The 23,379-nt window shown below is 68.0% G+C and carries 17 protein-coding genes; 9 read left to right on the top strand and 8 right to left on the bottom strand.

Features of this window, described 5'->3' with window-relative positions:
• Positions 1–11: 11 nt before the first annotated feature.
• Positions 12–989 (bottom strand): glycosyltransferase family 2 protein, encoded by a 978-nt coding sequence (locus tag M446_RS23895; RefSeq protein ID WP_150108723.1) that lies wholly within the window; start codon positions 987–989, stop codon positions 12–14.
• 109 nt (positions 990–1,098) lie between these two features.
• Positions 1,099–2,517 (bottom strand): hypothetical protein, encoded by a 1,419-nt coding sequence (locus M446_RS23900; RefSeq protein WP_012334684.1) that lies wholly within the window; start codon positions 2,515–2,517, stop codon positions 1,099–1,101.
• 339 nt (positions 2,518–2,856) lie between these two features.
• Between M446_RS23900 and rfbF the strand changes: the two genes are divergently transcribed.
• The 4 genes from rfbF (at position 2,857) to M446_RS23920 (ending at position 7,907) form a co-directional block, all read left to right on the top strand.
• Complete coding sequence (gene rfbF, locus M446_RS23905; RefSeq protein ID WP_012334685.1) at positions 2,857–3,696, top strand: glucose-1-phosphate cytidylyltransferase; 840 nt, start codon at positions 2,857–2,859, stop codon at positions 3,694–3,696.
• Positions 3,697–3,716: 20 nt separating this feature from the next.
• Positions 3,717–4,766: an NAD-dependent epimerase/dehydratase family protein gene (locus M446_RS23910; protein WP_018260948.1), complete on the top strand. Its 1,050-nt coding sequence runs from the start codon at positions 3,717–3,719 to the stop codon at positions 4,764–4,766.
• Positions 4,767–5,001: 235 nt separating this feature from the next.
• The gene (locus tag M446_RS23915; protein ID WP_012334687.1) at positions 5,002–6,339 is read left to right on the top strand and encodes a glycosyltransferase; all 1,338 of its coding nucleotides are present in this window, start codon (positions 5,002–5,004) and stop codon (positions 6,337–6,339) included.
• Positions 6,340–6,722: 383 nt separating this feature from the next.
• Entirely contained in the window at positions 6,723–7,907 is a 1,185-nt protein-coding gene (locus tag M446_RS23920) for a lipopolysaccharide biosynthesis protein (RefSeq protein WP_043701579.1), read from the top strand.
• A 673-nt stretch (positions 7,908–8,580) separates the two neighbouring features.
• On the opposite strand, the gene M446_RS37530 is transcribed toward M446_RS23920, so the two are convergent.
• The gene (locus M446_RS37530) at positions 8,581–9,237 is read right to left on the bottom strand and encodes a class I SAM-dependent methyltransferase (RefSeq protein WP_012334689.1); all 657 of its coding nucleotides are present in this window, start codon (positions 9,235–9,237) and stop codon (positions 8,581–8,583) included.
• A gap of 678 nt (positions 9,238–9,915) precedes the next feature.
• Here M446_RS37530 and M446_RS23930 point away from each other — a divergent pair.
• Both M446_RS23930 and M446_RS23935 read left to right on the top strand, forming a co-directional pair.
• On the top strand, positions 9,916–10,257 hold the full coding sequence (locus tag M446_RS23930) for a hypothetical protein (protein WP_018260951.1): 342 nt from the start codon (positions 9,916–9,918) through the stop codon (positions 10,255–10,257).
• A gap of 173 nt (positions 10,258–10,430) precedes the next feature.
• On the top strand, positions 10,431–11,708 hold the full coding sequence (locus M446_RS23935) for a polysaccharide deacetylase family protein (protein WP_150108724.1): 1,278 nt from the start codon (positions 10,431–10,433) through the stop codon (positions 11,706–11,708).
• Between the two features lie 248 nt (positions 11,709–11,956).
• Here M446_RS23935 and M446_RS23940 read toward each other — a convergent pair whose 3' ends face one another.
• Both M446_RS23940 and M446_RS23945 read right to left on the bottom strand, forming a co-directional pair.
• Complete coding sequence (locus M446_RS23940) at positions 11,957–12,841, bottom strand: aldo/keto reductase (RefSeq protein ID WP_012334692.1); 885 nt, start codon at positions 12,839–12,841, stop codon at positions 11,957–11,959.
• A gap of 82 nt (positions 12,842–12,923) precedes the next feature.
• On the bottom strand, positions 12,924–14,126 hold the full coding sequence (locus tag M446_RS23945; RefSeq protein WP_012334693.1) for an acyltransferase family protein: 1,203 nt from the start codon (positions 14,124–14,126) through the stop codon (positions 12,924–12,926).
• Positions 14,127–14,704: 578 nt separating this feature from the next.
• Here M446_RS23945 and M446_RS38305 point away from each other — a divergent pair.
• The 3 genes from M446_RS38305 (at position 14,705) to M446_RS23955 (ending at position 18,631) form a co-directional block, all read left to right on the top strand.
• Positions 14,705–14,851, top strand: coding sequence for a hypothetical protein (locus tag M446_RS38305; RefSeq protein WP_168169171.1), 147 nt, complete (start codon positions 14,705–14,707; stop codon positions 14,849–14,851).
• A gap of 326 nt (positions 14,852–15,177) precedes the next feature.
• The gene (locus M446_RS23950) at positions 15,178–15,405 is read left to right on the top strand and encodes a DUF6894 family protein (RefSeq protein ID WP_236728710.1); all 228 of its coding nucleotides are present in this window, start codon (positions 15,178–15,180) and stop codon (positions 15,403–15,405) included.
• Positions 15,406–16,573: 1,168 nt separating this feature from the next.
• Positions 16,574–18,631: a carbohydrate-binding domain-containing protein gene (locus M446_RS23955; protein ID WP_012334695.1), complete on the top strand. Its 2,058-nt coding sequence runs from the start codon at positions 16,574–16,576 to the stop codon at positions 18,629–18,631.
• A 245-nt stretch (positions 18,632–18,876) separates the two neighbouring features.
• Here the strand turns inward: M446_RS23955 and M446_RS35805 are convergent, their stop codons facing one another.
• From M446_RS35805 to M446_RS23970, 3 genes are all read right to left on the bottom strand, one after another.
• Positions 18,877–19,611, bottom strand: a complete 735-nt coding sequence (locus tag M446_RS35805; protein WP_012334696.1) for a LuxR C-terminal-related transcriptional regulator — start codon at positions 19,609–19,611, stop codon at positions 18,877–18,879.
• Between the two features lie 955 nt (positions 19,612–20,566).
• Positions 20,567–20,944 carry a hypothetical protein gene (locus M446_RS23965; RefSeq protein ID WP_012334697.1) on the bottom strand — a complete coding sequence of 126 codons (378 nt, stop codon included), beginning with the start codon at positions 20,942–20,944 and terminating at the stop codon, positions 20,567–20,569.
• A 690-nt stretch (positions 20,945–21,634) separates the two neighbouring features.
• Positions 21,635–23,284: a carbohydrate-binding domain-containing protein gene (locus tag M446_RS23970; protein WP_012334698.1), complete on the bottom strand. Its 1,650-nt coding sequence runs from the start codon at positions 23,282–23,284 to the stop codon at positions 21,635–21,637.
• Positions 23,285–23,379 lie beyond the last annotated feature (95 nt).

Raw genomic sequence — 23,379 nt, forward strand, 5'->3', positions numbered from 1 at the left:
CGCGGGCCGCCTCAGGCGGCCGCCTGCGCCCCGGGACGATGGCGCCTGAGGAAATCCGCCAGGAAGCCCGGACACATGACCTTGGCCACGAAGCCCGAGGCGTAGACCAAGTCGCGGGCGCCGAGGTCGCGCCGCAGGTTCCATCCGGCCCGCAACCGCGCGGCCCGCGCCTCGGCCAGGGTCGGGTCCGCCAGGGCCTGCAACCCCCGCCGCGCGAAGCACCGGCGCGCGTGGTCCTTGATGTCGCGGCGCAGCCGGTCGTCGGAGAGGCGCTCATCCGCCACCATCGACAACAGGTCGACGAGCTTCGCGCCGTCACGCAACCGCCGCTCGACGGCGAGGCGGGACGTCTCCGAGCCCGCATGGTAGGCGAACGTGGCGCAGGGCGCGTTGATGAAGCCGACCGCGTCGGCGAACAGGAACGGCGCCCAGGCCGCCACATCGGCCATGTGGGGAAGCTCGGACGAGAAGCCGCCCCGCTCCCGCAGCAGGTCGGTGCGAAGGGCGACGCTGCACATCGTCACGGAGATGCTGTCCCTCAGGTATTCGAGGAGCAGGTCCGGCCCTCGGCAGATCCCCGTCGCCAGGGCGGCGCTCCGCCGCGCCGGACGCGTCCGCGCGCTCGCCAGCGAGTGCAGGTTGCTCAACCCGATGATCGCGGGGAGGCCGGGCGATTGCCGCACCAGCCGCGCGCAGCGCTCGAGGAAGTCCGGCTCGACCCGGTCGTCATCGCTCAGCACGACGGTGTACCGGCCCCTCGCCATGCTCAGGCAGGCGTTCCAGTTCGGAATGAGGCCGATGTTGCGCCCCTGCCGCACGAACCTGAGGCGCGGATCCGCGACGTCCTCCAGCAGCCGCCCGGTCGCGTCGCTGGACGCGTTGTCCGACACGACGACCTCGAAATCGGGGAAGCGCTGCGCGAGGGCCGAGGCGAGGCAGTCCCGAAGCAGGTGCGCCCTGTTGAAGGTTGGGATCGCTATCGTGAACAACGGCGGAGCACCGTCCGACTGAGCGCGATCACCCGACATCCTGTCCTCCCTCTCAAGCCGGCGCCGCGCGACCGCGGACCATCACGCCGGCGGCGTCAGCGGGTCGCGATCACTCCGCGGCGATCCGCCTGGGAAGCTGCCCGCTCCGCGCGGACAGAAGCAGCTGATCATCGACGTCGTCGTAGCTCTCGAAGCTGTCCATCTCCAGGAACACGGCGATGACGGAGCCGAGCACGAACCCGAAGGCCAGGGCGAGCAGCACCAGCTGCTGGACCTGCGGAAACAGCGGGGACGTCGGACGGTCCGCCTGCTGCACGACGCGGATGCTCGACAGCTGCGCCTTCTTCGCGCTGGCCGCGCTGATCTGCTCCTCCATCATGCGGTTTCCGTAGAAGTCGGCGGCGCTCGCCGCGCGGGCGAGCACCCGCTTGAGGCGCTCGTACTCCGCCTCTTTGTCGGTGATCGCCCTCAACTGGCCATTGACGGTCGTCAACTCCTTCTGCAGCAGCGCTTCGAGGCTGACCGCGCCGTTGAGATCGGAATTGAGCTTCAGGAGGTTGGCCATCGCGTCCTGGTAGACGCGGACGAGGAGCAGCGGCGGCGCCTCCTCGAAGGCCGGGATCGGGTCGCTCCCCTGCCCGGTCTTGGTGTCGCGCCCGCCGAGCCGGCCCACGATCGCCGACACGGTGCGGGACTGCGTGACCGGCTTCATGAGACTGAGCTGGTCGAGGATCGCCTGCTTCTGCCCCTTGCGGTCGACGATCGCGCCGCGCGTGGTGGCGATCAGCGCGTCGAGCTCGCTGGCCCGCTTCAGGAGCAGCGCCTTCTGCTCCGTCGTCGAGTAGATCGAGGCGGCGATCGAGAAGTTCTTCAGATCCGATGCGGCCTTGTGGGCCTCCTCCTCCAGCCGCTTGGCCTGCTGCTGAAAGAACTCGTCCGCCCCGGGGATCTGGACGAGGCTCGCCTGCACGGTCACCAGCGCCTCGGCGAGCGCGTTGACGAATTTGGGGGCGACTTCCGGGTCCGGGAAGCGGAACGAGATGCGCAGCAGGTCGGACCGCCCCTCCTGCCGCGCCGAGATGAGGTCGCGCAACCCCGCGACCGCCTCCGCCCGGACCTGGGCGGGGTCGCGCTTGCGCTGCCGCTTGGCGATGGTCTCGCGGACGAAGGCGCGGGCTTGCTCGACGAGGCCGCTCACCGGGCGGGCCGCCTCGAGGCTCAGCACGTAGGTCGAGGCGGCTTCGAGCCCGTTCAGCGCCGCGGCGGAGAGCCATGTCCGGAACTGACCCAGCAGCGTCGTGTCGCCCTTCATGGTCAGGCGCTGCAGTCCGACCTTGTCGAGCGCCTCCGAGATGACCTGGTCGGTGGACCCGATGCGGCCGATCGAGTCGAGGCGGGCGCTGAGGTCCACCGAATCGCCCAGCGTGCTCCCCGTGTTGTTCTTGTCCTTGATGCCCTGCCCGACGCGCACGAGCGTGTAGACCTCGTACCGCTCACCGACTGCCGAGTAATAGACGAACGCGGCCAACGAGGTCGCGAAGATCGATACAACGATTATACTCTTACGGCGCCACAAAATGGAGGGAGTGCTAGCGAAAATGAGTCCAGGACTGTAGCGACGCGAATGCACATGAGTCTCCATTCAAAACGGCGTCCAGACACCTTCACGCGGGAGCTTCAACGGGCGCGCCGTCGAGGGGCGAGCCGAGACCCAGCCGAGGTCTACATCCGATTGCCGGCGACGAGTTGACGTTCGTCAGGTTCGTGCATCGCGGGACCAGTTACATCAGCATCACTGGCGTATCTCCGGCCGACAGCGCGACTCGGCCGCCGCATTGAGATCACCTCGCCAGGGATGGGGAAACAGATGAAAGTTGTCATCCTTGCCGGTGGATACGGCACCCGCCTCAGTGAACACACCAGCGTCATCCCCAAACCACTTGTCGAGATCGGCGGCAGGCCGATGCTTTGGCACATTATGAAGATTTATTCACATTATGGTCTCAACGATTTCGTGATCTGCTGCGGCTACAAGGGGAATGTGATCAAGGATTATTTCTTGAATTACGCCAAACATGACAGCGATTTCACCGTCGATCTTCGGAATGACGTGATCGAATGCCATCGAAAGCCGACGGAGCCGTGGCGGGTGACGCTGGTCGACACCGGCGAGAAGACGATGACGGGGGGCCGCCTGAAGCGCGTGCGCCCGCATCTCGGCAATTCGACCTTCTGCCTGACCTACGGCGACGGGGTCGGGGACGTGAACATCTCCGAGTTGATCGCCTTCCACCACCAGCAGAGCGCGCTGGCGACCGTGACGGCGGTGCGGCAGCCCGGCCGGTTCGGAGCGATCAACCTGTCGGAGGATCGTCCGCGCGCCGCCGGCTTCCGCGAGAAGGACATGGCCGACGGTCAGATGATCAACGGCGGCTTCTTCGTCGTGGAGCCGGAAGCCCTCGACACGATCGACGGCGACGGCACCAGCTGGGAGAACGAGCCGCTCGCGCGCCTCATCGCCATGGACCAGCTCGCGGTCTATCGGCACCGCGGCTACTGGCAGAACATGGACACGCTCCGCGACAAGATGATCCTGCAGGAGCTCTGGGATCAGGGCAATCCGCCCTGGTGCATCTGGAACAAGCAGCGCCCGGCCTCCGCGCCAGCCGGTGCTTCGGAAGCGATCCACGCGGTCAGCGCGATCTAAAGGAGGCAGCATTGCGTATTTTGTACACTGGGTCCGACGGCTATATCGGCGCCGTGCTTGGCCCGAAGCTGCTGGAGAGCGGGCACGACGTCGTCGGTCTGGATTCCGGGTTCTATCGGCGGGGATGGCTGTTCGACGACGGGCGCACCCGGCCGATGGTGATCTCGAAGGACACCCGCCACGTGACGGTCGCGGACCTGACCGGCTTCGACGCGGTCGTGCATCTCGCCGAACTCTCCAACGACCCGCTCGGGGAGAACGATCCCGAGGTCACGATCGAGATCAACCACCGCGGCTCGGTCGAGCTCGCGCGCAAGTGCAAGCTCGCCGGCGTGCGCCGGTTCATCTACGCCTCGTCCTGCAGCGTGTACGGCGCGGCCGGCGCCGAGGCGCGGGTCGAAACGTCGGAGGTCAATCCCCAGACGGCCTACGCGCGCTGCAAGATCATGGTGGAGAACGACCTGCGCAGGCTCGCGGACGAGACCTTCACCCCGGTGTTCCTGCGCAACGCGACGGCCTTCGGCGCATCGCCGCGGCAGCGCTTCGACCTCGTCCTCAACAACCTCGCGGGCTTCGCGTTCACGACCGGCAAGATCCGCGTGATGAGCGACGGCAGCCCGTGCCGGCCCCTCGTCCACATCGAGGACATCTGCCAGGCCATCCTGTGCGCGCTCGAGGCCCCGCGCGAGAACGTCAGCGGCGAGGCGTTCAACGTCGGCGACGACGATCAGAACTACACGATCCGGGAGATCGCCGAGATCGTCGGTCGCGTCTTCCAGAATTGCGAGGTCACCTTCGGACCGAGCGGACCCGACAGCCGGAGCTACCGCGTCTCCTTCGCGAAGATCGCGCAGCGCATGCCGCGCTTCCGGTGCCGCTGGAGCGCGGAGCGGGGCGCGCGGCAGCTGAAATCCGTGTTCGAGCGGATCCAGCTCGACGCGGCCACGTTCAACGCCTCGCCCTACACGCGGCTGTCGGAGCTGCGCAGCCTGCAGGTGACGGACCAGCTCGACGGGCATCTCCACTGGACGCAGCTGAAGGAACAGGCTTGGCCCGAGGCCGCCGAGTAGGCGCCGGCCGCGCCGGATCCGGGCCGGGCGACGCGGCCCGGCCGCCGGGGCCGGGCCCCGCGGCGGCTGCCGGTCGGTGCCCCTTCGGCGCGGCGCGGCGTCGCGGCCAGCGGGCGCCCGGTCGGCCCCGTCGGCCGGACGGGCCGGCCTCGGTTCCCGGTCGGGCGGTCCGTCGCCCGCCCCTCCCGATCGTCCTCACGCGCGGATTGTCTCGCGGCTCGCAGAGGTGCACTGCATGTCCAGGTCAGGTCTTCGCCTGCTCTCGGTGAACAACTACTTCTACCGCCGCGGCGGGGCCGACGTCGTCTTTCTCGAGCAGAACGAGTTGTTCGAGGCGGCGGGTTGGGAGGTTGCGCCCTTCGCGATGCAGCATCCTCAGAATCTGCCCACCCCATGGGCGTCGTACTTCGTGGACGAGATCGAGCTCGGACGCCGTTACGGGGTGGGGCGGAGCATCACGAATGCCGGCCGCGTGATGTATTCCCTGCAGGCCCGGTCCCGGCTGGCGAAGCTGCTCGATCGGTTCCGGCCGGACATCGCCCACATCCACAACATCTACCACCATCTCTCGCCCTCGATCCTGCCGCTGATGCGGGCCCGGGGGATCCCGATCGTGATGTCGGTGCACGACATGAAGCTGGTCTGCCCCGCCTACACGGCGTTCCGCGACGGCCAGGTCTGCCGCGCGTGCCAGGGCGCGAAACTGTACAATGCCGTGCGCTACCGCTGCCTCAAGGGGTCTCGCCTGCTCTCCGGCTTCGTCGCGCTCGAAACCTCCCTGCATCGGCTGCTGGGCCTCTACGCGTCGAACGTGAGCCGCTTCGTCGTACCCAGTCGCTACTACCGCGACATACTGTTGGAGGCGGGCTGGCCGAGCGAGAAGGTCGCCCACGTTCCGAACTTCGTCGATCCGTCCCACTACGACCCGTCCCCCGAGATCGGCGACCGGTTCGTCTATTTCGGTCGCCTCGACCGGCTCAAGGGCATCGAGACGCTGCTGCGCGCGGCGGCGCAGGCCGGCGTTCCGCTGACCCTGGCGGGGCGCGGCCCCGACGAGGACAGCTTCCGGCAACTCGCCGAGTCGCTCGGCAGCGACGTGCACTTCGCCGGTCACCTCGACCGGCCGGGCCTGGCCGCCCTCCTGCGGACCGCGCGCGCGGCCGTGCTGCCGTCCGTGTGGAACGAGAATGCCCCGGTCTCCGTGCTGGAGGCCTACGCGGCGGGCCGGCCCGTCATCGCCAGCCGGATCGCGGGCATCCCCGAACTGATCCGGGAGGGCGAGACGGGCGTGCTCGTGCCGCCCGGCAACGTCGCGGCGCTCGCCGACGCCCTGTCGGATTTCGCCGCGATGCCGCCGGGACGGGTCGCCGCGCTGGGCGCCGCGGCGCGCGCCTGGGCGGCCCGCGACTTCTCGCCCGAGGCCTACCGGTCGCGCGTGCTCGGCCTCTACGCCGAGCTCGGTGTCAGCGAGGGGACGGGAGCCCGGGGGGCCTCCAGTGAGGCGGGTCCCGGCCAGGGCCACGGCCTCGCCGGCGCGGGCTCAGCATCGTTCGCCGGAGGGGTCGCCGGCTAAGCATCATTCGCCGAAGGGGTCACCGGTTCGGCGGCGAGGAATGATGCGAAAGCAAGAGGCTCAGCAGAATTGCAGGGCGCTATTCTGCTGAGGCCGCGACAATGATGCGGGAGGAGGACGCTGAGCAGACGTGCCGCAGGCGACTCTGTTCAGCCCGGCCCGATGCGGGCGAGGCCGGGCCCGCCGCGGGCGGCTGTCCCGATGAGCGGCTGGACGAACCGGCCGGCGCGGCGCCGCCTCCAGGCCTCGCTTCGGCGCGACAGCCCTCGACCTCGGCAACGACGATCCTCGGAGGATTCAGACGTGTATCGGCGGGCAGAAGGGCTTCTTTGATGGATCGATACGCGGTCGCAGTCCGCTGCCTCCTCCTGAGCATGAGGTGCATGATCCTCGTCTGCAAATTCGGGCTCGCGTTCTTCATCGGGAAGTACCTCGACCTCGCCTCCCTGGGGATCTTCGGCCTTGCCGCGGGCGCGGCCTCGTTCGGCCCGATCGTCTTCGGACTGGGCCTGATCCAGGTGATCATGCGGGACGCGGTCACGCTCTCGCTCGAGCGCGTGGTCGAACGCGTGCTGGCGTACTGGTGCCTGGTGGCGCTCCTCTACGGCGTGATCCTCGTCGCGGCTGTCCTGACGACGGTCGCGACCGGCGCGCCCTGGCTCGTCGTTCTCGTCTGCGGGATCGTCGTGTTCGAGCATCTGGGGAACGACATCGTCCAGCTCTACTCGTACCGCGAGCAACCCCTGTGGGCGAACGGCAACGCGTTCATCCGGGGCGGCTTGTGGATCATGGTGTACGTGCCGGTCGCGCTGCTGTTTCCATCGTTTCGCTCGCTGTCCTGCGTGCTCGGCTTCTGGCTGGCCGGCAGCGCGCTGGCCTTCGTCATCTTCCTGCTGGCGACGCGCGACTGGCCGTGGCGGACGGCCCTGAGCGGCGAGCTGACGCCGGCCTGGATGAAGACGACGATCAGGCGCTCGCTCGTGATCTACGTCAGCGATCTCAGCTTCGCGGCGAGCCAGCAGATCGACCGCTACGTGGTGACCGCCTTCCTGGGGCTGCGCCTCGCGGGAGTGTACTTTCTCTACTGGTCGGCCGCGAACGCGGTCAGCAATCTCGTGAGCGTCTCCGTGCTGCAGATCGAGCGGCCGCGCCTGATCAAGGCGTTCCACGAGGGCGTCGCGCAGCACCGCCGGCTCGTCCGCTCGGTGATGCGGGTGACCGTCCTCTCCTCGCTGGGCTTCAGCCTGATCGTCGTCTGCGGCGTACTGCTGTTCCTGCCGCTCATGAAACAGCAGGCCGTGACGCAGTACCCGGGGGCGCTCGCCCTGATCATGGCCGGGATCATCGTGAGAAACATCGCCGACGTCGGCGCGATGGGGCTGTTCACGGCCCACCGGGACGGCATCACCACCGTGACGAATTGCGCCGCCGTGCTGGGCCTGCTGGCGAGCCAAGTCATCCTGCTGCCGGTCGCGGGCCTCTACGGCGCCGGGGCCGCGATCCTGATCGCCTTCGGTGCGGTCTCGATCCAGCGCCACGTCCTGTTGTTCGGCGGCAGAGCCCCCTGAGCACGGCCGCTCCGCCCCGCCCGGGCGATCGCGGGAGCGCCCCGCGGGCGGATGCCCGATCGCTCCCTGCCGCGGGTCTGCGCCGCGCGCAGCCCCTTCCCGGCGCGGCAGCACGCAATCCGGGCCCGCCCGGCGGTCGGACCGGGCGGTGCGCCGGGGGCTGCACCGGAGAGCCGGGCGCGCTTCGGCCAAGGGCGGCCCGCGACGGACGCGCCGGAATCGTCCGCCGGGGCCTCGGCGGGCACGGCAGCCCTCGCCGGTGACGGCCCGGGGGGCGTCGCGCCGGACCGGCCGGGATTCTCGACGGGGTCGTGCCGGGCGAGGCGCGCGCGACCGCCGCCGGTGACGCGCCCTCCGGCCTGGCGGCCCGGCCGGCGCACCGCCTCGGCAGGTCTCCCAGGGCTCGATCTTCGCCGGAAGCGCCTCGGCGCGGCTGGCGGCGGGGCCGGGTGCCCCGCCGCCAGCCGCGCGACGCGATGATCGTCCCCGCTCCGTCCTGACCTCGACCCGGCCGATACGGTCCCGGCGCGGAGGGGAAGCCGAGCCCGCCCCCGCGGACGGGCGCAACCGGGAGGAGGCGTGCCGCCGAGCCGCCGCTCCGCCCGTGCGCGGCGCGCCGAGGCCCTGCGCCGCCGACCGGCGCCGGCCGGACCGCTTTGCCCCGGCCGCGATCCTACCAGGTCAAGGTGTAGGTGAGGGGAAATCCGAACAATTTCGATGTCCTGATCGTGTAATTCCTCACGCCCGCGCTGTCCGCGATGCTGGCAAGTTCCTGCTTTGACAGCAAATTCATGTAATTGCCAGTTGCCCAGTCTTTCCCGATCAGCCGAATGAATCGGTCGAACATCTGCTTGCTCAGCACGAGATGGAGCAGCGGAACCCGCGTATGCAGCTCGATCGGAAAATACCGGCTGGGGGTCGTCACGTAGCCACGTGCTCCGACGCGTCTCAGCTCACTGAGGAACCGGATCTGAGCAGGCTTTTCCCCGACATGCTCGATGACCGCATTCGCGTAAGAAATCGAGAATGACCTGTCATCGAATGGAAGATCAAGTCCGTCGGCAATGACCGGAGACACGGCGGGATATTTCGCTGGAAAATAGGTCAGAGTGGACTGCGCCACGGCCGTAATATTATGAGGGTACTGATAATATTTTTCGAGATAGTTATCGTACGGTGAATATTCTTCGTCATTGACGCCGACGTCGACGATCTTATCTGCCGGAGAAGGTGAGAAACGTGACAGGAAATCGTCGAATTTCGCCTTGCGATTGCGCCCCGAGATTGTCGCGGCGATTTTCTCAACCAGAACGGACATGGTGATGCGCACCTCAGATCGTGAGTTGATGATTTGCGAGCGGACGGGAGGTCGTCCGCGCGGTGACCCGACGATTCATCTCAGGCTTGGTCCCCCAGATCTCCTCCGTCGTGACTGATGCGAGCTCGTTCTGCTCCGGCTCTCCGATGTCATTCCGGTGGAGTGGCCTTGCCGATTATCGTCCAACTACTCTTCCTGTTTCCCAGCCATTGCCGACAGTTGCAGGCCAAATCCGCCGGGCCCGTCGCATCCAAGCATCGCATTCAGCACGCAAACGACGGCGCAGCTTTCTCGGCATCGTATACGCTGGGCTGCACTGGTTGATATTGACACGCGTCAAATCCGAGCAGCGCGTGTCGGACGGTCCGTTTCGAGTGCGGATCCGTTTGTGCTTGCGAACGGTGGCGCGAGCTCGCTTCCGCGATGGCTGGCGCGGCGTCGCCGGAGCGCGCGGCCGCGCCATCGGGCCGTCCTCCGCCAGCACGGCCGCGCCCCTGGGCGCGCCGCGCGGCCGACCCGGGCGCGCCCTCCGCATCGGATCGCGCGACGGTCCTGGTTCCGAACGATGAGGGCCGGCCCGACCGGCGGGAGCCATCAGCCCCTCGGCTTCCTTCGGTCGGCGTGCTACGTTGACCGAATAAAAAGGTCCGGTCGGCGAGCCGTGTTTTGCGCGATCGGAAGCGATCCATCATGAAGCGTCATTCCAGATTGGCCGCCGACTGTGCCGCTTCACTTTGCGCCTGGCTCGCGATTCCGCGCGACGTCTGGCAGGAGCTCTATCGTCGGCGGCACCCGGCCAAGGTGGCGGCGGAGCCTCCCCGCGGCCGCCATGGCCGCCGCCGCCGACGGTCGCAGTGGCTGATCAATGCGCGCTACGGCGTCGATTACTTCGTCATCAGCGCCAGGAGGCGGCGCTCCAGCGCCGCGGACCGGAGCAACTTTCTCATCATGCTGACGGTCACGGCATTTCTGATCTTTTTCATCTTCATTTCTGGGTACGATTACTTGTTCGTCTGGAGCGATTTTCCCTGACGCGGCGATCTCCCGCGGCCGGCGGGTCGTCGCGCGCCGCGGCACGGTCGCAATTGACGGCCGTCAACTTCGGCTCGGCGGGTCGATGCAATCTGCACATCGCACGCCAGCGCGCCCAGATCCGGCGAGGACGAGCGTACCGGCGGTCTCACCGTCCGCGCGATCCCGGCGGCGTGAGGGATGCGCGCCCGGCGGTTTCCGAAGGCCGCGTGGCGCACCCCGCGGCGAGGAGGCCCGCCCCGCACCGCGGGCATCGAGGCTCGACCGACCCGCGGTCCCGACAAGAGCGATCGCCCGCCTTCGTGGGTCGGATCGAGACCCGTTCAGGCGAGACGGAGGTCACGTTGTTCTCATTCCCGGACTTCGCGCGCGAGATCGAGCGGACGGCCATCGACGTGACGTGGCGGTCCGGCCTGTCTCGCCTGTTCGTCCGAAATTTCGCCGGACGCGGCGCCGTGTACATGTTTCACAGCGTCGTGCCCGACCGGGCGAGATTCCTGACGCCCGGCCTGCGGGCGAGCCCGCGCTTCGTCGACCGCTTCCTGGCCGATCTGCGACGACGCGACATCGACATCATCAGGATCGAGGACCTCGAAGACAGGCTGAGATCTCCGAATTCCCGCAGGTTCATCGTCTTCACGTTCGACGACGGCTACGTCGACAACCTCCAATATGCGCTTCCGGTGTTTGAGAAGCACCGTGCTCCGATGACGATCTACGTCACAACCAGCATGATCACCGGCGAGCTCTACTGCTGGTGGCTCGCACTGGAGCGCCTCATACTCGAGACATCGCGCGTCGACATCGCCCCGATGGGGCGGCGATTCGTGTGCGCCACGATGGGCGACAAGCTTCGCGCCTACCGGGAGATCTCCACCTGGGTCTCGGACGACATCACCGGACGAGCGCCGCTTCTGCAGCCCCTCTTCCTGGTCTCCGGCGTGTCGACCCGACAGATCGTCGAGAATGTCGGGCTGTCCGTCGAACAGCTCAAATATCTCGGCCGGAACGATCTGGTCACCATCGGCGGCCACACCGACCGGCACGCCGAGCTCTCGCGGTTGGGCGAGAGCGAGGCCCGCGCCGAGATCGTGGCGAACAAGCGCTATCTGGAGGACACCCTTCAGAACGAGGTCTCGCACTTCGCCTTCCCGTTCGGGGGCAGGACGGCCTGCGGCGAGCGGGAAGCCCGGCTCGTGCGGGAGGCGGGGTACCGGACCGCCGTCACGACCGAGCACGGCTGCGTCTTCGATCGACACCTCGGTCGCCTTCACCTCCTCCCGCGGATCGGATCGTCGCGGCACTACGAATCCGTCAGCCTCGCTCACCTGCAGACCGACGGGGCGCTCGCGGCCCTGAGGACCTGGGCCCGGAACGGCGCGCGGTGGCGGGCGGCCGCCCCGAGGGCCTCGCACGGCTTCGGGACCGGAACGGGGCAAGGGTCGTTCTGACCTGCTCCCGAGAGCGGCCCGGCCGGGAAGCGAGGCAGCGACGACGGCCCGCCCGCGGCATCGCGGCTTTCGGCGGCGAGGAGGAGTCCGCGCGGCGGATGGAGGACCGGCCGGAGGGCACGCGCCTCCTCCGGGCATGACGGCCCCTAGAGCATTTTCCGACGAAGTGGATGCCGGTTCGTCGAAGAGAATGCGGCAAAATCAAAGACCTAGAGCAGGGTTCCGTTGCAACTTGATCGAACCCTGCTCTAGGCGCGGCGGAGCAGGCGGCGCAGCATGGGCGGGAGCCGCGGCCGCCGTCCGAACGTCGCCGGGTCGGGGCCGAGGCGGCCATCCGCGCGGTCGAGGGACGCGATGGCGGCGTGATCCTCCGCCGTGAGCGCGAAGTCGAAGACGCGGATGTTCTCGGCGAGCCGCACCGGCGAGGCCGATTTGGGGATCGCCACGCAGCCGTTCTCCAGGTGCCAGCGCAGCACGACCTGGGCCGGCGTGCGGCCGTGGCGGTCGGCGATGCCCCGCAGCACGGGATCGGCGAGGCAGCCGGCGCGTCCGAGCGGGCTCCAGGCCTGGGTCACGATGCCGTACCGCGCGTGGACCTCCCGCAGCCCTCGCTGCTGGAAGTGAGGATGAAGCTCGATCTGGTTCACGCAGGGCAGGATTCCGGTGGCGTCGGCGATGCGCGCCAAGTGCTCCTCGGTGAAGTTCGAGACGCCGATCGAGCGCACGCGGCCCTGCCTGCGCAGCTCCACCAGGGCGCGCCACGCGTCGACGTAGGCCTTGCGCTGCGGGCACGGCCAATGGATCAGGTAGAGGTCGATGACCTGGAGACCGAGTCTCGCCGCACTCGCATCGCACGCGCGCAGCGCCGCGTCGTAGCCGTGATCGTCGTTCCAGAGCTTCGTGGTGACGTGCAGGGCGTCCCGGGAAACCGGGCTCTGCCGCAGGGCCCGACCGACACCGGCCTCGTTGCCGTAATTCGCGGCCGTGTCGATCGAGCGGTACCCCGCGCCGATGGCGGCCGCGACCACGTCCGGAAGACGCTCCTCCGCGATCTGCCACACGCCGAGGCCGAGCTGGGGCATCGCGTGTCCGTCGTTGAGCTGGACGCGCGGGAGGGTCAGCACATCGTTCATCGGCACACCTTGAGGCTCTCGCCGCGAGCCCCCCTGCGCCGCGGCAGAGGGGTGACCGGCACCTGCCTTCCGTCGCTTCGCCTCACGACGGCTTGATCTCGCGCGGCGCGACGAGAGCCTTCCTCCAGTGCCTGCGCTTCAACATATCGGTCAGGACGGCCCGGACCTTGCCGGAATGCCGCTCGAAGAGGAGGTACAGCAGGCAGGAGCTCATGATGCATATCAGCGAGAACGTGGCCCACAGCAGAATTGAGGTCAGATTGTACTCGACGACTCGCGCCGCGAAGGCGACGTTGAGGGCCACCAGCATCGGATAGTGAAAAGCGTAGAGTGAGAAGCTCGACCGCGCGATGAGTCCGGTCCAGCTTCCCAACCGTGTCACGCCGACGTCGAGGATTTCGAGCGCCTTGATCGCGCCGGCCGTCAGCAGGCCCAGTTGCAGGTGGTACGCGGCCCAGGACGGCAGCAAACCCCGCGCGAGGAGGACGGCGCTGACCGCGACGCCGAGCGCGATCGCGGCGCCGATCAGCGGCCCCGGAGCGCGAACCGCGTACACGGCCGCGCCGATGCACCATATCGCAAAATAGAAGAAGAACTTGAGTCCGGTATGGGTCCCCTGGACGTCCAGGCGCTCCGACGCGACGAAGAGGGCAAGAACGAAGATCGCGATCAGCGGGCACAGGACATTCTGTCGGATGCTCAGCAAGCAGAAGAAGAGGACGTAGTACCATGCCTCGTTCGACAAGCTCCAGAGAGCGAGGTTTCCGGCAAACTCGTGGCAGAGGATGGTCTGCAGGAACAGCGCGTTGCATGCCGCGGCGGCGGGCGTGAGTTTGGCTTCGAGCAGCCGGTCCGCGTGGTACAGATCGGCGTGGGCAACGGCGAAGGTGGACCAGTTCGCCGATTGCTGCGAGAGCACGTAGAGGAGGGCGGAGAGCACGAGGGACGGGATCAGGACCGTGTAGAGGCGCGAGAGGCGCGCGCCCGCGTAGTCCGCGGCGCTCAGCCGCCCCGTCCTGGCTCGGACGATCGCCGGCCCACCCACCAAATACCCGCTCAGAACGAAGAACACGATCACGGCCGCGACACCGTGCTGGCTCACCATCCATACAAACGAATACAAGTATCTGATCGGCTCACTGTATTCCGCGCCCGGCACTTTCTCCAGAAACAAGAGCTGATACGAGTGAAATAACAGAACTTCGATTGCGGCTATGCCTCTCGCCAAATCCAACCATGCGCTGAGCCGGGGCGGTATTTGATTATCCTGGCGTATTGAGATCATTTCGGCGCCCTATGAGTTCTCTGAAAATGCTTTTTATTCACATTCTCAGTCCGAATCCGGCCCCGGAGACAAGGGCGCCAGCATGGCATCGGACATACGCCTAACGCGTCGGCCTGCCGGCGATTTGACGGCCGTCAACAATCTTCTGTTTCGCGGATGTGTCTCGGCGCAAGCTTGACGCCGCGCGGTGGCGGGCGCGTCCCGGAGCGACGCGGGGCCGGGCGTGACTCGGGCTCGCACCGGTCGGGCGCTCGCTCTCGCCGGCGCGCCCCCTGCCCCGAGCAGCCGTCCTGTCCGCGATCGGCGATCGCCCGGCAGGGTGGCCGGCCAGGGTGGCGGCGCGCCGCGTCATGGACGAATCACTCGGACGAATCACTCGGACGGATCGCCCGCTCGCCGACCGGCGGGCAGCCCGCGCGGCAGAGCCGAGGGCGCGAAGCCCGCGCGGGCGGGACGCGGCGCCCGCAGCCGCCGCCTCGAAGGCGGATGGCGCGGGCCCGCTCGGCGGGGTGGGATCGGCGTCGGCCGGCACGTGACGCGGGGGGGGGACCGGCCGTGCCAAGCCCGGAGGGCGTTCGATGCGCGATCAGGCCGGGTCGCGCCGCGAGCCCTCGGGTATCAAAGTTTCGATTTCAGTCTTTCTGCGCCGCGTTCTGAACTTTGCTCTTGGTGGTCTTTGCAATTATTTTCTTTATGTGCTGTTTTATTTGGTCTGCTCGCTTTGAAGAAGGGCTATCTGAAATTCTTTGTTCGAGGAATTCTTGTATATACATCGCCCGTCCCCTTCTCCAAGCATGCTCGCGCACCCGATGAGGGTCGGGCCAAAACGAGCATGGCGTCGCTCCGTTCCAAGCGTCCCGAGCAAGTTCTTTGCCTTGTTTCTGACATATAGCAGGAAACCGCCTGCGCTTCCATCACTAGTAACGCGTCAAAATGGGTGTCGTTGCCGTTACAAGCTTGACCGTGGCAGTGAGTTGCGGCTTATCGCAAACTACGTAGTGACTGCGTAGGCGCAGATCGGGTACTTTTGTGCGTGTTGATGGGGGCTGATGTGGCACAGCGCTTCTACGTGGATCTGTCAGACAGCGAGAACCTGATTCGCGACGAGGAGGGTGTAGACGCGGATTCACTGGAAGAAATTCTTGAACAAGCCAAAATCGTGATCGCCGAGATGCTGCTCAGCGGAAAATTCGATTACTCTGACGGCGGCTGGCAGCTCGTCATTCGGTCCGAGAATGGAGCCGTGGTGGCGACGATCCCGTTCGTCGCCGAGACCTGAATAGTGGCGAGTGTCAGCGTGACAGGTCGAGGAGCCGCATCTGATCGCGCGACGGCACGTAAAGCGGGAGCGTTGTTGTCGGGGTAACGTGTCCCGCCGGCGATCGCCGGACCCGGACTATCCTGCGCAGTCAGGGGAGAGCGCGATCCGATCCCGCTGCCGATCGATCCTGATCGAGTCCGCCGCGTTCGCGACCTGCCCGGCACCGATTCGGCGGGCGCGGCGTCGCGGAACCTCGGCGGCCGCGGTGGGCCCGACCCCACCGGCGCTGCCCGCTCGCGCCGCAGGAACCATCCGACCTGAAAGCGTGGCTTGCCGATCGGACGGACGCGCGCAGCGCTCCCGTCGCGGCGCGCGGGGCACCGCGCTCCCGTTCACGCTTGCCGGCCGCCCTCGCCGGCGGATCGGCGACCGCGGCGCTGAGCCGATCCCCGACACCGACGAGCGGTCCGATGCCGCGATGATCGCCCCGCGCAGGGTCTCCGGCCGGGCCGACGCGCCGCGCGAGGCCGATGCGGGCGCGGCGAGAGGTTCCGGTCCCGCATCATCTCCGCGACCGGACCGGCGACCTCTCGGCGCGCGATGCCGCGCCCCGCTGCAGCGCCAGCCGGGCGGCGTTCCGGCCGCGGCGTCCACCCGCTCCCGCGGCCGCCTCGCGCCCTGCCGGGGCGGCGCGGCCCAGACCAGCGAGCGCTGAAATGTACCGGACCGTACCTTCTGGCACCGATCAGGGCCAGATTTGATCAGCACTACCGGGAGCGCGAGCGCCCCTGTGCCAGACCATCCACGGCAGCATACCCAGAGACACCGATGTGCTGGGACAATGCCACGGCCGGCGCTTGGCCGATGGCGGCGATAAACAGGCGCCGCCGACTGCCGTTAAGCTTCTGTTAACCATTTCGACAGATTGTTTCAGAACCACGACCGAGGCTGCTTGCTGTTGGACAGCCCGCAGAATCCGTCCGTCAGGCCGATCGCGGGAGCGGGCGCGCTCCGGCGGGGGCGCGGTGTGCCGGCCGGGTACGACCTGACGGACGGTTCCTGACCGGCCGATGACTTTCGCGAGCTTGATGCGTCGCGCTCCGCCTCGCGCGGAGCTTCGACTGTGTACCGTGAGTAGCTTCGTCAAAAAAAAAGCAGATTCGAAAAAACTCATGGGGGTCGAGCGATGACGTTGTCGGTTGACGAGGTTCTGCGGCAGAACACGGTCGGCTTCAGCGAGGCGGCGCCGCTCGGCGTGCCGACCAGCTACTCGTGGTACGGCGGTGCCGACCAGTTCACGGCCGCGGCGCCCTCCGGCTTCACCGCCGTCACGGCCTGGGGCCAAGTCTACCAGGAGGCCGGGGCACCCGCCTACAGCAACCCGAGCGCCCGCGTGCAGGTCGGCAACACCCAGACCTTCGTCCACATCAAGGCCACCGGCGAGTGGGTTCAGGTCCAGAGCCAAGCCGGCAACGCCATCGCGGGCGGCCACTTCGCGACCGACTTCGCCGGCAACACCGCCACCGCGATGCCCGTCAGCACCGGCGCGGACGGCTCCGCGACCTTCGACGCGCCGTCGGCCGGCTACAACGACCATTTCTGGCCGACCGCGCGCGGCATCTACGCGGCCAACGCGGTCGATGCCGTCTACGTGCAGATGGACATGCGCGTCACGGATCCCAACCTCCACCTGATCGCCAATATCGGGGCGGACTGGTGGCGCGACGCGTCGGCCGGGTTCGTGGACGGCTTCGCCAACAATCCCTGCGCGGGCATGAACAACTGGGCCAAGCTGACGACCGAGTGGAGGACGCTGGCCTACTGCTCCTCCGACGCCGTGCTGCGGGCCGACCCGCCGCCGGTCGTGACCGGCGCCGCGCTCGAACCCACCGTCACGCCGCTTCCCCTGCCGGACACGATCCCGACCGTCACCGCCCCCACGGACCCGACCCCGCCGACCCCCGCGCAGCCGGACACGGCGCCGGCCATGACGCCGCCCGCGGCGGCGGCCGACGTGAACCTCCTGGTGAACGGCTCCTTCGAGCAGAGCGCGGTGGCGCCCGGCCAGGGCGCCGCCTTCGACGCGGTTCCGGGCTGGCAGGCCATCTCGGGCGGCAAGATCGAGCTGTGGAACCAGCTCAACGGGGTGTCGGCGACGGACGGCGCGAAGTTCGGCGAGCTGGACTACCTGGGCGCCCAGGACGGCCTCACCCAGACCGTGAAGACCGCGGCCGGCCAGAGCTACGCCCTGAGCTTCGACGCGCGCAACCGCCCCGGCCTGAGCGCCTCCACCTGCAGCATCGAGGTGCTCTGGAACGACAAGCTGATCGCGACGGTGCCGCCGGGCAGCGACTGGAGCCGGTACAATTTCCCGGTGGTCGGCACGGGCCAGGACGACCGGCTGACGCTGCGCGAGGTCGCGAGCCAGGGCGGGGACGGCCTCGGGGCCCTGTACGACAACGTCAGCCTCGTCGCGACGGGCCCGGCCGCTCCGGCGCAGTCGACGGCGCCGGCGACGGTCGGCGCCGGGTCGGACCAGCTCCTGCTGCAGATCAGCCAGGACGCCTACCAGGGCGACGCGCAGTACACGGTCTCGGTCGACGGGCGCCAGGTCGGGGATACGCAGACGGCGCACGCCTCGCACGCGGACGGCAAGGCCGACCAGCTGCTGGTGCTCGGGGATTGGGGCGCGGGCGGGCACACGGTGTCGGTCAACTTCCTGAACGACGCCTGGGGCGGCACGCCGGGCACGGACCGGAACCTGTACGTGACCGGGGCGAGCTACAACGGCGCCGACGTTGCCGGGGCCGCCCACTCGCTCCACACGTCCGGGGCGCAGAGCTTCGCGTTCGCCGCGCCCGGTTCGGCGACGGCGACCGATCCGGTCCAGCCGGCGGCGACGATCGGTGCCGGCTCCAACCGGCTCCTGCTGCAGATCAGCCAGGACGCCTACAGGGGCGACGCGCAGTACACGGTCTCGGTCGACGGGCGCCAGGTCGGGGATACGCAGACGGCGCACGCCTCGCACGCGGACGGCAAGGCCGACCAGCTGCTGGTGCTCGGGGATTGGGGCGCGGGCAGGCACACGGTGTCGGTCAACTTCCTGAACGACGCCTGGGACGGCACGCCGAGCACGGACCGGAACCTGTACGTGACCGGGGCGAGCTACAACGGCGCTGACGTTGCCGGGGCCGCCCACTCGCTCTACGGGGCCGGGCCGCAGAGCTTCACCTTTGGTGGATGAGGAGCGCCCGGCAGGGACCCTCCGGGGCCCGCGCGCGGGATCAGGACTCGGCCCGTCGCTCCTGCCGCGCCGCGTCGGCGGTCACGCCTCGCGGGGCTCCCGGGGCAGTTCCCGGCGGGCTGGGGCGGCGCGGCGCGTGCGGGCGATCCGGCACGCGGGCGGAGTCGGCCCGACCGGATCATCCTCCCGGAGCGGCGGCGCGCCCGAAACGGGTCGCGGTCGAGCGGACCTCGATGGGGTGGAACTCAGAAATAGGTGCCGTTTCGGAAATGCACGGCGACGCCTCCGGCCGCGTGCTCGCCGAAACCGCTGATGATGAACGGGTTGCCGGCCCGGGTCTCCGTCTGCGGCGAGCCGCCCACGAGCTTGGCCGCGATGAAGGCCGCCTCGGTCCGGTTTCGCGCCCCGAGCGCGCGGAGAAGCGCCGCCGTGTGGATCTTCGCCGTGCCCGCGGCGATGTTCAGGGAGTTGGCGATCTCCTTGTTGGACATGCCCTGGGCCAACAGAGGCAGGATCTCGTGTTGACGAGGCGTCAGCTTCAGCCGGTCGCTCGGCAGGGCAATCGACGCGGGGGTGTTCGGCTTGACGTCGTCCCCATCCGCGAGCCATCGTGGCACGTAGATCCGCCCCGAGAGGAGGTCCGTGATCGCTCTGATCAGCTCGCTATCGGGCTGCATCTTGTAAATGAAGCCATGAAATCCCGCAGACAGACAATTCAAGACGTCCGAGCGTGCATTCGAGGATGACATCACGGCAAATCGCATACTGCGGCAGGCAACACGCATTTCCTTGATGCGTTCGAGCGCTTCCTTGCTCAAGTTAAATGCATCTATTAGGACAAGATCGGCTTGGAAATTTTTATCGACTTGAGCGAGCGATGAGGCATCGGTAATACGGACTTTGTCAAGGTTAGCTTCAATAATATTACGAAGGCCGACGCGGTAGACACTGTGCTCATCGACAAGCAAGATTTCAGGCACGGCACGATTCTCCCGATCTTCACGTCGGCACCAAATCCAAGAGCTTGTTAAACCTAGTTACATCTGTATACCTCACCTCAGCCTCACCAGCGGTTGAATTCATTGTCCTCGATACACCTGACGCCAACATGCCATGTTAATACATTCAAATTATCCGCAGCGATCTAGATTTTGTCAAGGCTGGCGGCAAAAGCACAGCTTGCCTATCCCGTGAGAATGGCGGGCGATACAAATGCCAATAAGGCATCAATCGCATCCTATAGTGGACAAAGTTCGCTCATTACAAAATATACTCTAGCCATGCACCGACCTTTCTGTGACGCATGGTCTGGACAGGTTCTCTCCCACGGTAGCAACGTAAATACTTAAATACACAGCCGTTATAAGTTTACGCATTTCAGTTTGGATGTTACTCTTTGCAAGATCAACTCGATTGTTGCGTCGCGGTAGCGATTTCACACGAGATTTGTCGTCCGGCTGATAAGCGGGCAAGTGCCGGGCATCCACTCGCACTGCACACTAAGCGGCCGCACTTAACGATGACGCTGCACGTTAGCGAGCAGACAAAATCTTCTGCGGCTCGGCCCACAGCAGATTGTCCTCGAGCGTATCAATCGACCCTGCCGGTGCAACTATCGATCCGTCGATCTATGCCCCGAGGCGGGTCGCGCCGATTTCATCGCCGAACCGGCTCCCCAGGGGCGGCGCGGAATCCCGTGCGTCCCCTCCTGCGGCGCCGCAGCACCCGCGAACCTGCACCTAACGGTTGCGCCTGCCCCGCGGCGGGACCGATCCGCCCGCGCACCCGGCCAGTCACCCGTGCCCGGTCTCGGCCCGAGGCGGGCCGCCGAAGGTCCGGCCGGCGCCGCGCCGCCGGTGCGGCCGAGCCGGCCGGGGGAACGCGACCTCAGGCCCCGGTCGGGTCGGCGGGGGCGGTCCCCGTCACGGCGAATCGCTACGGGCGCCAGGCCGACATCCACACCGCCCTCCTCAGCCTCGCCTCGGCGCGCAGCACCTGGTGCTTGCTCGGTCCCTGGCTCCGCGCGGGTCCCGCGATCGGCTGCACGCTGCACGGCTGGTCGCGCAGGGGCACGATCTCGCGCAGGCGGGCCATCGCCGCCTCGTAGGTGTCGTACCGCTCCACCAGCGGCTGGCCCTTCCTCGGGATCGTCAGCAGGGCGAAGTGCGCCGGCCGGCGCCGGATCCAACCGCGCGCGCGCTGCCACACGACGACCGCGTGGCATGACTCGGTGCTCGCCGCCGCCCAGTCGGAGCCGTCCCGGTATTGCGGCCAATCGGCTTCCCAAATCGGTCCCTGGACGCGGAGGGCCATCCAGACAACGGACCGGGCCGCCGTGCGGTGGATCTCTCCATGTCTCATTCGGATTGCCTGGCGTGCGCGATGCGGGAGATCGGATGGCGCGGGGGTGAGGGCGGCGGCTGCGGATGCCCGCCCACCCCCTCGCGCGGAGAACGGCGCGCCGTGGACACTCTGAAACCGGGGTCGATCACGGTGCAATCGCGCCCTGTTCTAGAGCAGGATCCGGTCGCGGCGCAATCGGACCGCGTGATAGGCCCTTGATGCGACCGAATTTTCCGCATCGGAGGGGCGACCTTCCGGGACGCGACTGCGCGTCCGCGCGATGGCCGGATCCGGACGGCGAACCGGTGCTCCCTGCGCCGGGGGCTGGTCCAGCCGCGTCCTCCCGCGGGAGGGGGCGATCCGCCGCATTCGGCCTCGTCCCCACCGTCGGGGAGGCGGGAAAGGCGCGATGATTCACTTCGGATCCCGAGCCCGTGCGGGCCGCGGCTCGGCGCCTGACCGGGCCGCTGATTCCCGGTCGGCCAAGGGATCCGCCCAAGAGGCTCGGCGACGGCGCTCGGCCCGCCGACCTGATCAGCGGCTCACCGGGACGCCGCGCTTCAGCAGCGTCCCGGTGCGGAGAGGGTCCAGGGCAGCCGTGCCGCCCCGGACCGTTGGTCTCCGGGATCGTCCCGGAGAGAAGTCCGGATCGGGGCCCGGTCAGGCGCCGAAGGTGAAGCTCTGCGCCCCGGACGTGTGGAGCGAGTGGGCGGCCCCGGCAACGTCGGCGCCGTTGTAGCTCGCCCCGGTCACGTACAGGTTCCGGTCCGTGCCCGGCGTGCCGCCCCAGGCGTCGTTCAGGAAGTTGACCGACACCGTGTGCCCGCCCGCGCCCCAATCCCCGAGCACCAGCAGCTGGTCGGCCTTGCCGTCCGCGTGCGAGGCGTGCGCCGTCTGCGTATCCCCGACCTGGCGCCCGTCGACCGAGACCGTGTACTGCGCGTCGCCCTGGTAGGCGTCCTGGCTGATCTGCAGCAGGAGCTGGTCCGACCCGGCGCCGACCGTCGCCGGCGCCGTCGACTGCGCCGGAGCGGCCGGGCCCGTCGCGACGAGGCTGACGTTGTCGTACAGGGCCCCGAGGCCGTCCCCGCCCTGGCTCGCGACCTCGCGCAGCGTCAGCCGGTCGTCCTGGCCCGTGCCGACCACCGGGAAATTGTACCGGCTCCAGTCGCTGCCCGGCGGCACCGTCGCGATCAGCTTGTCGTTCCAGAGCACCTCGATGCTGCAGGTGGAGGCGCTCAGGCCGGGGCGGTTGCGCGCGTCGAAGCTCAGGGCGTAGCTCTGGCCGGCCGCGGTCTTCACGGTCTGGGTGAGGCCGTCCTGGGCGCCCAGGTAGTCCAGCTCGCCGAACTTCGCGCCGTCCGTCGCCGACACCCCGTTGAGCTGGTTCCACAGCTCGATCTTGCCGCCCGAGATGGCCTGCCAGCCCGGAACCGCGTCGAAGGCGGCGCCCTGGCCGGGCGCCACCGCGCTCTGCTCGAAGGAGCCGTTCACCAGGAGGTTCACGTCGGCCGCCGCCGCGGGCGGCGTCATGGCCGGCGCCGTGTCCGGCTGCGCGGGGGCGGCGACGGTCGGAACCGTGTCCGGCTGAGGCGTCGGCGTGACGGTGGCAGCCGGTGCGGCGCCGGTCACGACCGGCGGCGGGTCGGCCTGCAGCACGGCGTTGTCCGAGACGTAGGCCAGCGTCTTCCACTCGGTCGTCAGCTTGACCCAGTTGTTCATGCCCGAGCCGGGATTGTTGGCGAAGCCGTCCACGAACCCGGCCGACGCGTCGCGCCACCAGTCCGCCCCGATATTGGCGATCAGGTGGAGGTTGGGATCCGTGACGCGCATGTCCATCTGCACGTAGACGGCGTCGACGGCGTTGGCCGCGAAGGTGCCGCGCGCGGTCGGCCAGAAATGGTCGTTGTAGCTGGCCGACGGCACGTCGAAGGTCGCGGTGCCGTCCGCGCCGGTGCTGACGGGCATCGCGGTGGCGGTGTTGCCGGCGAAGTCGTTCCCGAAATGGCCGCCCGCGATGGCGTTGCCGGCCTGGTTCTGGACCTGAACCCACTCGCCGGTGGACTTGATATGGACGAAGGTCTGGGTGTTGGCGACCTGCACGCGGGCGCTCGGGTTGCTGTAGGCGGGTGCCCCGGCCTCCTGGTAGACTTGGCCCCACCCCGTGACGGCGGTGAAGCCGGAGGGCGCCCCGGGCCTGAACTGGTCGACACCGTCATACCACGAGTAGCTGGTCGGCACGCCGAGCGGCGCCGCTTCGCTGTTGCCGGCCGTGTTTTGCCGCAGAACCTCGTTAATCGACAACGCCATTCGATATCTCCAATTTAAATTGGTGCACCTGAAAGGAATGGTGCAGGAGGGCCAGGTCCATCCGCAACGTAGGATGGGCTACGCAACGCACATGG

The organism is Methylobacterium sp. 4-46 (assembly GCF_000019365.1).
Classification (GTDB): domain Bacteria; phylum Pseudomonadota; class Alphaproteobacteria; order Rhizobiales; family Beijerinckiaceae; genus Methylobacterium.